The following is a 13,182-nucleotide window of genomic DNA, read 5'->3' as shown; positions in this document are numbered from 1 at the left end:
AGTAAACTAGTGGGTATTCATCCCCTACCTCTCCCCACTAAGAGAATCCTTATGAAATCCGTTTTTACGCTTTCCGCCAGCCTGGCGATTAGCCTGCTGCTGTGCTGCACGGCGCAGGCAAACGACCATAAAATCCTCGGCGTCATTGCAATGCCACGTAACGAAACCAACGATCTGGCGCTGAAACTTCCTGTTTGCCGAATTGTTAAACGCATACAACTCTCAGCCGACCATGGCGATTTACAGTTAAGCGGTGCATCGGTTTATTTCAAAGCCGCCCGTAGCGCCAGTCAGACCCTGAATATTCCTTCAGAAATAAAAGAAGGGCAAACCACTGACTGGATCAACATTAACAGCGATAACGACAATAAACGCTGCGTCTCAAAAATCACCTTTTCTGGTCATACGGTGAACTCATCGGATATGGCCACGCTGAAAATTATCGGCGACGACTAACGCCAGAATATAGAAGCCACAAAAAATGAATGTTAATTACCTGAATGATTCAGATCTGGATTTTCTCCAGCATTGTAGTGAGGAACAATTGGCAAATTTCGCCCGATTGCTCACCCATAATGAAAAAGGCAAAACTCGCCTCTCCAGCGTACTGATGCGCAACGAACTGTTTAAATCGATGGAGGGACATCCCGAGCAACATCGCCGCAACTGGCAGCTGATTGCCGGAGAATTACAGCATTTTGGTGGCGATAGTATCGCCAACAAACTGCGTGGACACGGTAAATTGTATCGGGCCATTTTGCTCGATGTTTCAAAGCGATTGAAGCTGAAAGCCGACAAAGAGATGTCTACGTTTGAGATTGAGCAACAGTTACTGGAACAATTTCTGCGTAACACCTGGAAGAAAATGGACGAGGAACATAAGCAGGAGTTTCTGCACGCGGTCGATGCCAGGGTGAATGAGCTGGAAGAGCTGCTGCCGCTGCTGATGAAAGACAAATTATTGGCAAAAGGCGTGTCGCATTTGCTTTCCAGCCAATTGACCCGCATTTTACGCACCCACGCAGCAATGAGCGTACTTGGGCATGGTTTGCTGCGCGGCGCGGGTCTGGGAGGCCCTGTAGGCGCGGCACTAAATGGGGTTAAAGCGGTCAGCGGCATTGCCTATCGCGTGACAATTCCAGCCGTACTGCAAATCGCCTGCCTGCGCCGGATGGTTAGTGCCACTCAGGTCTGATACCGGAAACCGGGGAAAATTTTCATTTTCCCCTCAAAAGATCGTAGACACTGCCCCACTGGCTGATTATTATGCCGCGCCCTGAAAACACTACAGTTATTCAGGGAAATTATTTCACCATTCATTCGATGATGATTTTTGAGGAATTATGGGCAACACTAAGTTGGCTAATCCGGCACCGCTGGGCCTGATGGGCTTCGGCATGACCACCATTCTGCTTAACCTGCACAACGTGGGTTATTTTGCTCTGGACGGTATTATTCTTGCCATGGGCATTTTCTACGGCGGCATCGCGCAAATTTTTGCTGGTCTGCTGGAGTACAAAAAAGGCAACACTTTCGGTTTAACCGCATTCACCTCTTACGGTTCTTTCTGGCTGACGCTGGTTGCGATTCTGCTGATGCCGAAACTGGGTCTGACCGATGCGCCAAATGCACAGTTCCTTGGTGTCTACCTGGGTCTGTGGGGCGTATTTACGCTGTTTATGTTCTTCGGCACGCTGAAAGGCGCACGCGTTCTGCAATTCGTTTTCTTTAGCCTGACCGTGCTGTTTGCCCTGCTGGCGATCGGTAACATTGCCGGTAACGCCGCAATCATCCACTTTGCCGGCTGGATTGGTCTGATCTGCGGTGCCAGCGCAATCTATCTGGCGATGGGTGAAGTACTGAACGAGCAGTTTGGTCGCACCGTTCTGCCGATTGGTGAATCCCACTAATTGTTTTGAGATCCCCCCGCTCGGGGGGATTTTTTTATTCGCTAACGTCGCGTCTTGCACTCTTCGGTCTGAATGCTGCAACCACTTCCGGTGCCGTTTCAATGTATGGCCCTTCCAGCAACTGAATGCAGTACGGTACGCTGGCAAAAATACCATGCACCACAACGTTACCCGCAGCGTCCTTCACGCCTTCCAGCGTCTCTTTAATCGACTTCGGCTGACCGGGTAAGTTAAGGATCAGCGCCTGTTTGCGAATCACGCCCACCTGACGCGAAAGGATCGCAGTTGGTACAAAATGCAGGCTGATCTGGCGCATCTGTTCACCAAAGCCAGGCATCTCGCGGTCCGCTACTGCCAGCGTCGCATCGGGCGTTACGTCACGACGCGCCGGGCCAGTTCCGCCCGTGGTGAGCACCAGATGGCAACTCATTTCATCCACCAGCTCACACAACGTTTGCTCGATGATCGCCTGCTCATCGGGGATTAAGCGGGTTTCCAGTTCAAACGGCGTGGTTAGCGCCGATGTCAGCCATTCTTCCAGCGCAGGGATGCCTTTATCCTGATAAACGCCGCTGGATGCGCGATCAGAGATGGAAACTAAGCCAATACGTAAAGTATTCATCAAGATTTTTCCGTTTAAACAGTCTCGTTAAACAGAATGATACACTGCGAAGGGAGTGACAGACAGGCTTCAGAAGAGGTAGCGTGACCGACTTCCCGGTCACGCTAAGAATGATTACAGCAGATCGCCGATCATTTTTTCCAGTTTTTCCTGGTCAACAGCAAACTTACGGATACCTTCCGCCAGTTTATCTACTGCCATTGGATCCTGGTTATGCTGCCACAGGAACTCGGACTCAGTGATACGCGCCGGACGCGCTTTCACTTCGCCGGTGTAAGACAGTTTACGTTCGATAGCCCCTTCGCTCTCAGCCAGCTCTTTCAGCAGTGCCGGTGCGATGGTCAGACGGTCGCAGCCTGCCAGTTCCAGAATTTCGCCGATGTTACGGAAGCTTGCGCCCATAACCACGGTTTCATAACCGTGCTCTTTGTAGTACTGGTAGATTTCAGATACAGAAACCACGCCTGGATCTTCTGCCGGAGCGTACTCTTTCTTATCGGTATTCGCTTTGTACCAGTCAAGAATACGGCCAACAAACGGCGAGATCAGGAACACGCCCGCTTCCGCACAAGCACGAGCCTGAGCGAAGGAGAACAGCAGGGTCAGGTTACAGTTGATGCCTTCTTTTTCCAGCTGTTCTGCAGCACGGATACCCTGCCAGGTAGAAGCCAGTTTGATCAGAATACGATCGTTGCTAATCCCTGCATCGTTGTAGAGTTTGATCAGGCGTTTTGCTTTCGCAATTGACGCTTCGGTGTCATAGGAAAGACGCGCATCAACTTCAGTTGAGATACGGCCCGGAACCAGTTTCAGGATTTCCAGACCAATATTTACTGCCAGTTTGTCGGTCGCGTCCACGATCTGCTGCGCGCGATCGTTGCTCTGCTGTTTCGCCCAGGCGACAGCATCATCAATCAACTTACGGTATTCCGGAATCTGCGCTGCGTTAAGAATGAGAGAAGGGTTGGTTGTGGCATCCTGCGGTTGATACAGCTTCATTGCCGCGATGTCCCCAGTGTCGGCCACTACGGTGGTGTACTGACGAAGGGAGGTCAATTTGTCCGTCATGATAGTATTTCTCTTTAAACAGCTTGTTAGGGGGATGTAACCGGTCTGCCCTGATGATATCACGACGCAACGTCAGCGCAACCGCCGACAAGACGGTTATCGCCAGGCGAGACTGTTTCGGATTTCTGACACTGCGTTGATATCGCCCGCCATTTTTATACAAAACCTCATGTATGCTACGCAGAAGTTATCAAGTACCTCGTAGCGTATATACTTCTTAAACAATTGGTAACGTTTACACAGGAAAGTCATCGCGACCGGCAATAAGAGGGATATGCATGCCAGATTTTTTCTCCTTTATTAACAGCGTCCTTTGGGGATCGGTAATGATTTACCTGCTCTTCGGCGCAGGTTGTTGGTTCACTTTTCGTACCGGATTTGTGCAGTTTCGCTACATCCGCCAGTTTGGCAAAAGTCTTAAAAATAGCATTCATCCACAGCCAGGCGGTTTAACCTCATTTCAGTCATTGTGTACCAGTCTTGCGGCGCGCGTGGGTAGCGGCAACCTGGCTGGCGTTGCGCTGGCTATTACCGCCGGTGGACCAGGTGCCGTCTTCTGGATGTGGGTTGCCGCGTTTATCGGCATGGCGACCTCGTTTGCCGAATGTTCCCTTGCACAACTTTATAAAGAACGTGACGTTAATGGGCAGTTTCGTGGCGGACCGGCATGGTATATGGCGCGCGGGCTGGGGATGCGCTGGATGGGCGTTCTGTTCGCCCTCTTTTTGCTCATCGCCTACGGCATAATTTTCAGCGGAGTTCAGGCGAACGCCGTTGCCCGAGCCCTGAGTTTTTCTTTTGATTTTCCCCCGCTGGTGACAGGCATTATTCTTGCTGTCTTTGCTCTGCTGGCAATCACTCGCGGTCTTTATGGCGTCGCCCGGCTCATGCAGGGGTTTGTCCCGTTGATGGCGATAATCTGGGTACTGACCAGCCTGGTAATTTGCGTAATGAATATCGGGCAACTTCCCCACGTCATTTGGTCTATTTTTGAGAGTGCTTTTGGCTGGCAGGAAGCGGCAGGCGGCGCGGCGGGATATACCTTAAGCCAGGCGATTACTAACGGTTTTCAGCGCAGTATGTTTTCCAATGAGGCGGGAATGGGGTCGACGCCAAACGCGGCAGCGGCAGCTGCGTCCTGGCCTCCGCATCCCGCAGCGCAAGGGATTGTCCAGATGATTGGCATTTTTATCGACACCCTGGTCATCTGTACGGCAAGCGCCATGCTGATATTACTGGCGGGTAACGGCACAACCTACATGCCGCTGGAAGGTATTCAGCTTATCCAGAAGGCGATGCGGGTGCTAATGGGCTCCTGGGGTGCGGAGTTTGTTACCCTCGTGGTTATTCTGTTTGCCTTCAGCTCCATCGTTGCCAACTACATTTATGCCGAAAACAATCTCTTCTTCTTACGCCTGAACAACCCTAAAGCGATCTGGTGTCTGCGAATCTGCACCTTCGCAACGGTCATCGGCGGCACCTTGCTAAGTCTTCCGCTGATGTGGCAACTGGCAGATATCATAATGGCCTGCATGGCTATTACCAATTTGACCGCCATTTTACTGCTCTCGCCTGTGGTTCATACCATTGCCAGTGATTATCTACGCCAGCGTAAACTCGGCGTGCGCCCGGTGTTTGATCCGTTGCGTTATCCGGATATCAGTCGCCAGCTTTCTCCGGACGCGTGGGATGATGTTTCGCAGGAGTAATCACAACTATCGATCAACTCATTCTCTTTTTTTGCTAAAGTCGGCATAAATTTCCTGCAAGGACTGGATATGCTGATTCTTATTTCACCTGCGAAAACGCTCGATTACCAAAGCCCGTTGCCCACCACGCGCTATACGCTGCCGGAGCTGTTAGACAATTCCCAGCAGTTGATCCATGAAGCGCGGAAACTGACGCCTCCGCAGATTAGCACGCTGATGCGCATCAGCGACAAACTGGCGGGTATCAACGCCGCTCGCTTTCATGACTGGCAGCCAGATTTCACGCCAGAGAATGCCCGACAAGCGATTCTGGCATTTAAAGGTGATGTCTATACTGGCTTGCAGGCCGAAACCTTCAGCGAAGACGATTTCGATTTTGCCCAACAGCATTTGCGAATGCTTTCCGGCTTGTATGGCGTACTGCGCCCGCTCGATTTAATGCAGCCTTATCGTCTGGAAATGGGGATCCGTCTTGAGAATGCCCGAGGGAAAGATCTGTATCAATTCTGGGGAGATATCATCACCAACAAGCTGAACGAGGCGCTCGCAGCACAAGGCGATAATGTGGTGATTAATCTGGCGTCAGATGAGTATTTTAAATCGGTGAAGCCGAAGAAATTGAATGCCGAGATTATCAAGCCGGTGTTCCTCGATGAGAAGAACGGCAAATTTAAGATCATCAGCTTCTACGCTAAGAAAGCACGCGGTCTGATGAGTCGTTTCATTATTGAAAATCGGCTGACCAAACCAGAGCAACTGACTGGTTTTAATAGCGAAGGTTACTTCTTTGATGAAGCTTCCTCCAGCAACGGCGAACTGGTGTTTAAACGCTACGAGCAGCGTTAAGTTTGTAGCCAATGCCGGATGCGGCGTGAACGCCTTATCCGGCCTACAAAAGCATGCAGATTCAATATATTGCAGAATTAACGTAGGCCTGATAAGACGCGCCAGCGTCGCATCAGGCGCTGAATGCCGGATTGTTACCCGGCATTTGTCATTTAGCGGTGATGTTTGCCTGGACCATGACCGCCGTGATGATCATGAGGAGCTTTCTTATGGTGGCGCGGCGGTGGCGGCGGTCCGTGTGGGTGCCAGCGATTGCCTCGCCATTCATAATGTTGTTTCCACCAGCCGTGGTCGCGCCAGTGACCGCCATCCCAGTAATAGCCACGATTATCACGATCGCCTATCTGTAATTTTACTGACGGGACTAGCGTAATTTCCGCAGCCTGCGCTGCCATGGGAGCGACCAGAACTAGGGAAAGTGCGAGTACGATAGATTGCATCTTTTTCACAGGTTACTCCTTTTATCATTGCCCGTTATGGGTCGATATCCGGAGATTACGCGATGAGAACGGCAGTTGTTATTCTCCGCAATCCTAATCTCTAAGTTACCGCATTTATTGAGAATTTCTCCTTTTTCCCTGTCGTTTTTCTCCATATTTTCTTCATAAAAAAGCCGGGCTGCATAAAAGCAAACCCGGCCTGATTGAGATAATGAATAGACGTTACTGATGATTCATCATCAATTTACGCAACGCAGCAAAATCGGCGGGCAGGTTATGCGAAAGCAAGGGTAAATCAGCACGTTCTGCCAGCTCTTTTGGCAGATCCAACGTTTCACCGAGAATCGCTTCCACGCTCTCTTTAAATTTCGCCGGATGCGCGGTGCCGAGGAACAAGCCATATTCGCCTGGATTCAACTGGTCACGCAGCGCACGATAAGCTACGGCAGCGTGCGGCTCCGAGGTATAGCCCAGTTCTTTTAACTCACGCATTGTCTGTTGCGTGGTTTCATCATCCACGGCTGCATACCCCAGCTCTTTCAGTTGCCAGATTTTGCGGCGGAACAACTCTTCCACACGCGGCCAGTTGTTTGGCTGGCTAACATCCATCGCATTGGATAACGTCGCCTGAGTCGCTTTGGGTGACCACTGACCGTCGTGCAGGAAACGTGGCACGGTATCGTTCACGTTGGTCGCAGCAATAAAACGTTTCACCGGCAGACCGAGTGACTTCGCCAGCAGACCCGCCGTCAAATCGCCGAAGTTTCCGCTTGGCACCGAGACAACCAGCTGGTTGCGCGCTTCCTGCGGCAGCTGCGCAACAGCTTCAAAGTAGTAGCAAATCTGCGCCAGCAAACGGCTGATGTTAATCGAGTTAGCTGAGTTTAGCCCCAGCGCCACTTTCAGTTCTTCATCATCAAACGCCTGCTTCACCAGCGCCTGACAGGCATCGAAATCGCCGTCGATGGCAACAGTTTCAATATTGCCGCCCAATGTACAGAACAGTTTTTCTTGCAGTGGACTGATTTTGCCTCGTGGATAGAGGATAACCACTTTCACATTCGGCAAACCGTAGAAAGCATGAGCCACTGCCGCTCCGGTATCACCGGAGGTCGCGGTCAGAATGGTCACTGGCTTATCGCCCGCAATATGGGTCAGCATTTGTGCCATAAAGCGACCGCCGAAATCTTTAAATGCCAGCGTTGGCCCGTGAAACAACTCCAGACAACCGACATCGCTTTCAACATTGGCGACCGGAGCCGGGAAGGCAAACGCCGCGCGTACGCGCTCTTCCAGGATTTCCTGCGGGATTTCATCACCAATAAACGCCGAGAGGATCTTCGCACTGCGGGTGACAAAATCCAGCTTCAGCATCTCATCAATTTCAGTCAGGCTGAATTCCGGCAGGTCGTGCGGGAAAAACAGCCCCTGATTTTTGCCCAACCCCTGGGTTACGGCTTGCGCAAAGCTGACCTGCTCATTGTGATCTTTCAGATTGTAGAGTTTCATTTAGTTTTCCAGTACTCGTGCGCCCGCCGTATCCAGCCGGCAAATATGAACAAAACCTTCCTGATTTTGCAGGTAGTTCTTACCCAACCAGTCGGCAACGCGCTGGGCGGTATCCGGCTTGTCACACAGAGCGAACAAAGTCGGGCCGGAGCCGGAGATACCGCTCGCTACCGCGCCGATTTCCGCGACCGCCTGCCGCGCCTGCCGGAAGCCTGGCAGTAACCGTTCACGGTAGGGTTCAGCGATAACATCTTTCATCAGCTTCGCGGCAAGCTCAGGCTGACGGGAATAGCAGGCGTGAATAAAGCCTGCCAGATGTCGCCCGTGCGCAATGCAATCCTGGCGGCGATACTGCGCTGGTAAAATAGCCCGGGCTTCTGCCGTCGAGACTTTAATCCCCGGATACGCCAGCACCCACAGCCACTCATCAAACCCTGGCACTTGCTGGCTGATGATGTCGTTTTCTTCGATCATCAACTGCATACCACCGAGAAAACACGGTGCCACGTTGTCGTAATGAATGCTGCCGGAGATACGGCCTTCCAGCTCGCCCATCAAAGCCAGCAAACGAGTGTCATTAAGCGGCTTGCCGCAGTGTTCATTCATCGCCATCAGCGCCGCGACCACCGAACAGGCACTGGAGCCTAAGCCCGAACCGATCGGCATATTCTTTTCCAGGGTCATCGCCACTGGAATTTGCTTACCCAGTTCCTGGCAAAAACGCTCCCAGCACTGATAAACGATATTTTCCCGAGGTTCTGACGGCAGCTTATCGGCAAAGCGTCCGAGGTTATTGAGACTGAATGTCTCTGCCGCCTCAACCGTGACTACATCTCCGAGCAATGCACCATCAACGGGTGTCACCGCCGCCCCGAGCACATCAAACCCGACGCTCATATTGGCACTGGAAGCCGGGGCATAAACTTTAACCATGTCAGACTCCTAACTTCCATGAGAGGGTACGTAGCAGATCGGCAAAGACACCAGCAGCTGTAACGTCATTGCCCGCACCATATCCGCGCAGCACCAACGGCAGCGGCTGATAATAGTGGCTATAGAAGGCCAGAGCGTTTTCGCCATTTTTCACTTTGAACAGCGGATCATTACCATCCACTTCGGCAATCTTCACGCGGCAGACGCCATCTTCATCAATATTGCCAACATAGCGCAAAACTTTTCCTTCATCACGGGCCTTCGCCACGCGCGCGGCAAAGAGATCGTCGAGCTGTGACAGATTCGCCATAAAAGCGGCAACATCACCCTCGGCGTTAAACTCAGTGGGCAGCACAGGTTCAATTTCAATATCCGCCAGCTCCAGTTCACGTCCCGTTTCACGAGCGAGAATCAATAGTTTACGCGCCACATCCATACCAGAAAGATCATCTCGCGGGTCCGGTTCGGTATAACCCATTTCCCGCGCCAGCGTGGTCGCCTCGGAGAAACTCATGCCTTCGTCTAACTTGCCGAAGATATAAGAAAGCGAACCTGAAAGAATGCCGGAGAACTTCATCAATTCATCACCTGCATTGAGCAGATTTTGCAGGTTCTCAATAACCGGTAATCCAGCCCCAACGTTAGTGTCATAGAGGAATTTACGCCGCGATTTTTCCGCCGCATGACGCAACAAATGGTAGTAATCCATCGACGAGGTGTTGGCCTTTTTGTTCGGCGTAACAACGTGGAAACCTTCGCGCAGGAAGTCGGCATATTGATCCGCCACTGCCTGGCTGGAGGTGCAGTCAACAATGACCGGGTTCAGCAGATGATATTCTTTCACGAGGCGAATTAAGCGCCCGAGATTAAACGGCTCTTTGGCTTGCGCCAGTTCTTCCTGCCAGTTTTCCAGATTAAGGCCATGTACATTGGTGAGCAGAGCCTTCGAGTTGGCAACACCGCAGACACGTAAGTCGATATGTTTATTCTTCAGCCAGCTTTGCTGACGCTTCAGTTGCTCCAGCAGCGCACCGCCAACGCCACCGACGCCAATCACAAACACTTCGATAACCTGATCGGTATTGAACAGCATCTGATGAGTAACGCGCACGCCAGTGGTCGCATCATCGTTATTTACCACGACAGAGATTGAGCGTTCAGAAGATCCCTGAGCAATGGCGACAATGTTGATATTGGCGCGGGCCAGCGCGGCAAAGAATTTCGCCGAGATCCCACGCAAGGTGCGCATACCATCACCTACCACCGAGATAATGGCCAGCCGTTCCGTCACCGCCAGCGGCTCCAGTAAGCCTTCTTTCAGTTCCAGGTAGAACTCTTCCTGCATTGCCCGTTCAGCTCGCACACAGTCGCTTTGTGGAACGCAGAAACTGATGCTGTATTCGGAAGATGATTGCGTAATCAGCACCACGGAAATACGGGCGCGTGACATCGCTGCAAAGACGCGCGCCGCCATGCCGACCATTCCTTTCATCCCCGGGCCGGAAACACTGAACATTGCCATATTATTCAGATTGGAAATGCCCTTGACCGGTAATTCGTCTTCATCACGGCTGGCACCAATGAGCGTACCTGGTGCTTGAGGATTTCCGGTATTTTTAATCAGGCAAGGGATCTGGAACTGGGCGATGGGGGTAATGGTGCGGGGGTGAAGAACTTTAGCGCCGAAGTAGGAAAGCTCCATCGCTTCCTGGTAGGACATCGACTTCAACAACCTCGCATCGGGCACCTGACGCGGGTCGCAGGTATAGACCCCGTCAACGTCCGTCCAAATCTCGCAACAATCGGCGCGTAAACAGGCAGCCAGCACCGCAGCAGAGTAGTCGGAACCGTTGCGTCCAAGCACCACCAGTTCGCCTTTTTCATTACCGGCGGTGAAACCTGCCATCAGCACCATGTGATCAGCCGGAATACGACTTGCCGCAATACGGCGGGTGGACTCAGCAATATCGACGGTAGATTCGAGGTAATGCCCCACTGCCAGCAGTTTTTCGACCGGATCGATAACGGTAACGTTGTGACCGCGCGCTTCTAATACGCCGGCCATAATGGCGATCGACATTTTCTCGCCACGGCAAATCAGCGCAGCGTTGATGCTATCCGGGCACTGCCCCAACAAACTAATGCCATGCAGGACATGTTTTATTTGGGCAAATTCCTGATCGACGAAAGTTTTCAATTGCGCCAGCGGGAACCCCGGCTGGGCGGCGGCGAGTCCCGTCAAAAGTTCGGCAAAAATACGTTCGGCATCGCTGATATTGGGTAAAGCATCCTGGCCGCTAATGGTTTTTTCAATCATCGCCACCAGGTGGTTGGTGATTTTGGCGGGGGCAGAGAGGACGGTGGCCACCTGCCCCTGCCTGGCATTGCTTTCCAGAATATCGGCAACCCGCAGAAAACGTTCTGCATTTGCCACTGATGTACCGCCGAACTTCAACACTCGCATGGTTGTTACCTCGTTACCTTTGGTCGAAAAAAAAGCCCGCACTGTCAGGTGCGGGCTTTTTTCTGTGTTTCCTGTACGCGTCAGCCCGCACCGTTACCTGTGGTAATGGTGATGGTGGTGGTAATGGTGGTGCTAATGCGTTTCATGGATGTTGTGTACTCTGTAATTTTTATCTGTCTGTGCGCTATGCCTATATTGGTTAAAGTATTTAGTGACCTAAGTCAATAAAATTTTAATTTACTCACGGCAGGTAACCAGTTCAGAAGCTGCTATCAGACACTCTTTTTTTAATCCACACAGAGACATATTGCCCGTTGCAGTCAGAATGAAAAGCTGAAAAATACTTACTAAGGCGTTTTTTATTTGGTGATATTTTTTTCAATATCATGCAGCAAACGGTGCAACATTGCCGTGTCTCGTTGCTCTAAAAGCCCCAGGCGTTGTTGTAACCAGTCGACCAGTTTTATGTCATCTGCCACTGCCAGAGTCGTCAGCAATACCATGGCTCGTTCGCGTAAAGCTTGCAGTTGATGTTGGTCTGCCGTTGTGTCACTTTTCGCCGGTTGTTGTATTAATGTTGCTAATTGATAGCAATAGACCATCACCGCCTGCCCCAGATTGAGCGAAGGATAATCCGCCACCATCGGCACACCAGTAAGAACGTCAGCCAACGCTAACTCTTCGTTAGTCAGCCCGGAATCTTCGCGACCAAACACCAGAGCGGCATGGCTCATCCATGAAGATTTTTCCTCTAACAGCGGCACCAGTTCTACTGGCGTAGCGTAGTAATGATATTTCGCCCGACTGCGCGCAGTGGTGGCAACAGTGAAATCGACATCGTGTAACGATTCAGCTAGTGTCTTGAAAACTTTAATATTATCAATAATATCACCAGATCCATGTGCGACCCAACGGGCGGCTGGCTCCAGGTGTGCCTGACTATCAACAATCCGCAGTTCGCTAAAACCCATCGTTTTCATTGCCCGCGCCGCTGCCCCAATATTTTCTGCTCTGGCGGGTGCGACCAGAATAATCGTTATACGCATATTGCCACTCTTCTTGATCAAATAACCGCGAACCGGGTGATCACTGTCAACTTATTACGCGGTGCAAATTTACAAACTCTTAACGTAAGTCGCAGAAAAAGCCCTTTACTTAGCTTAAAAAAGGCTAAACTATTTCCTGACTGTACTAACGGTTGAATTGTTAAAAAATGCTATATATCCTTCTGTTTACTTAGGATAATTTTATAAAAAATAAATCTCCACAATTGGATTCACCACGTTTATTAGTTGTATGATGCAACTAGTTGGATTATTAAAATAATGTGACGAAAGCTAGCATTTAGATACGATGATTTCATCAAACTGTTAACGTGCTACAATTGAACTTGATATATGTCAACGAAGCGTAGTTTTATTGGGTGTCCGGCCCCTCTTAGCCTGTTATGTTGCTGTTAAAATGGTTAGGATGACAGCCGTTTTTGACACTGTCGGGTCCTGAGGGAAAGTACCCACGACCAAGCTAATGATGTTGTTGACGTTGATGGAAAGTGCATCAAGAACGCAATTACGTACTTTAGTCATGTTACGCCGATCATGTTAATTTGCAGCATGCATCAGGCAGGTCAGGGACTTTTGTACTTCCTGTTTCGATTTAGTTGGCAATTTAGGTAGCAAAC

14 protein-coding genes and 1 other annotated feature are annotated in these 13,182 nt (G+C 50.9%); of the genes, 5 read left to right on the top strand and 9 right to left on the bottom strand.

The window, feature by feature from the left end; translation table 11 throughout:
* Positions 1–51: 51 nt before the first annotated feature.
* The 3 genes from ACJHWT_RS08325 (at position 52) to satP (ending at position 1,910) form a co-directional block, all read left to right on the top strand.
* Positions 52–456: a DUF2541 family protein gene (locus tag ACJHWT_RS08325; protein WP_000843575.1), complete on the top strand. Its 405-nt coding sequence runs from the start codon at positions 52–54 to the stop codon at positions 454–456.
* A gap of 25 nt (positions 457–481) precedes the next feature.
* Positions 482–1,195 carry an acidic protein MsyB gene (gene msyB / locus ACJHWT_RS08320; RefSeq protein WP_001102366.1) on the top strand — a complete coding sequence of 238 codons (714 nt, stop codon included), beginning with the start codon at positions 482–484 and terminating at the stop codon, positions 1,193–1,195.
* Between the two features lie 148 nt (positions 1,196–1,343).
* Positions 1,344–1,910 (top strand): acetate uptake transporter, encoded by a 567-nt coding sequence (gene satP, locus ACJHWT_RS08315; RefSeq protein ID WP_000528538.1) that lies wholly within the window; start codon positions 1,344–1,346, stop codon positions 1,908–1,910.
* Positions 1,911–1,944: 34 nt separating this feature from the next.
* Here satP and mog read toward each other — a convergent pair whose 3' ends face one another.
* The gene (gene mog, locus ACJHWT_RS08310; RefSeq protein WP_001094681.1) at positions 1,945–2,532 is read right to left on the bottom strand and encodes a molybdopterin adenylyltransferase; all 588 of its coding nucleotides are present in this window, start codon (positions 2,530–2,532) and stop codon (positions 1,945–1,947) included.
* Positions 2,533–2,646: 114 nt separating this feature from the next.
* On the bottom strand, positions 2,647–3,600 hold the full coding sequence (gene tal, locus ACJHWT_RS08305) for a transaldolase (protein ID WP_000130187.1): 954 nt from the start codon (positions 3,598–3,600) through the stop codon (positions 2,647–2,649).
* Positions 3,601–3,878: 278 nt separating this feature from the next.
* Between tal and ACJHWT_RS08300 the strand changes: the two genes are divergently transcribed.
* Both ACJHWT_RS08300 and yaaA read left to right on the top strand, forming a co-directional pair.
* Positions 3,879–5,309, top strand: coding sequence for an alanine/glycine:cation symporter family protein (locus ACJHWT_RS08300; RefSeq protein ID WP_001112576.1), 1,431 nt, complete (start codon positions 3,879–3,881; stop codon positions 5,307–5,309).
* A 69-nt stretch (positions 5,310–5,378) separates the two neighbouring features.
* The gene (gene yaaA / locus ACJHWT_RS08295; protein WP_000906178.1) at positions 5,379–6,155 is read left to right on the top strand and encodes a peroxide stress protein YaaA; all 777 of its coding nucleotides are present in this window, start codon (positions 5,379–5,381) and stop codon (positions 6,153–6,155) included.
* A gap of 152 nt (positions 6,156–6,307) precedes the next feature.
* Here yaaA and ACJHWT_RS08290 read toward each other — a convergent pair whose 3' ends face one another.
* The 7 genes from ACJHWT_RS08290 to yjjY all read right to left on the bottom strand — a co-directional run bounded on the left by ACJHWT_RS08290 (position 6,308) and on the right by yjjY (position 13,087).
* Entirely contained in the window at positions 6,308–6,604 is a 297-nt protein-coding gene (locus ACJHWT_RS08290; RefSeq protein ID WP_000738723.1) for a DUF2502 domain-containing protein, read from the bottom strand.
* A gap of 213 nt (positions 6,605–6,817) precedes the next feature.
* Positions 6,818–8,104: a threonine synthase gene (thrC, locus tag ACJHWT_RS08285; RefSeq protein ID WP_000781063.1), complete on the bottom strand. Its 1,287-nt coding sequence runs from the start codon at positions 8,102–8,104 to the stop codon at positions 6,818–6,820.
* A complete protein-coding gene (gene thrB / locus ACJHWT_RS08280; protein WP_000241660.1) occupies positions 8,105–9,037 on the bottom strand; it encodes a homoserine kinase in 933 nt (310 codons plus the stop codon). It abuts the gene before it with no gap.
* A 1-nt stretch (position 9,038) separates the two neighbouring features.
* Positions 9,039–11,501: a bifunctional aspartate kinase/homoserine dehydrogenase I gene (thrA, locus tag ACJHWT_RS08275; protein ID WP_001317609.1), complete on the bottom strand. Its 2,463-nt coding sequence runs from the start codon at positions 11,499–11,501 to the stop codon at positions 9,039–9,041.
* A 25-nt stretch (positions 11,502–11,526) separates the two neighbouring features.
* Positions 11,527–11,646 (bottom strand) — a sequence feature (Thr leader region).
* On the bottom strand, positions 11,582–11,647 hold the full coding sequence (thrL, locus tag ACJHWT_RS08270; RefSeq protein WP_001386572.1) for a thr operon leader peptide: 66 nt from the start codon (positions 11,645–11,647) through the stop codon (positions 11,582–11,584). It overlaps the preceding feature by 65 nt.
* A 213-nt stretch (positions 11,648–11,860) precedes the next feature.
* Complete coding sequence (locus ACJHWT_RS08265; protein WP_001223138.1) at positions 11,861–12,547, bottom strand: tRNA/rRNA methyltransferase; 687 nt, start codon at positions 12,545–12,547, stop codon at positions 11,861–11,863.
* A 399-nt stretch (positions 12,548–12,946) separates the two neighbouring features.
* A complete protein-coding gene (yjjY, locus tag ACJHWT_RS08260; protein WP_001303782.1) occupies positions 12,947–13,087 on the bottom strand; it encodes a protein YjjY in 141 nt (46 codons plus the stop codon).
* Positions 13,088–13,182: the final 95 nt, after the last annotated feature.

The sequence above is a fragment of the Escherichia sp. WS338 genome (genome assembly GCF_046486405.1).
Classification (GTDB): Bacteria; Pseudomonadota; Gammaproteobacteria; order Enterobacterales; family Enterobacteriaceae; genus Escherichia; species Escherichia coli.
Note: the sequence above shows the minus strand (reverse complement) of the source record. Positions and strands in the feature narration are given on the sequence as shown.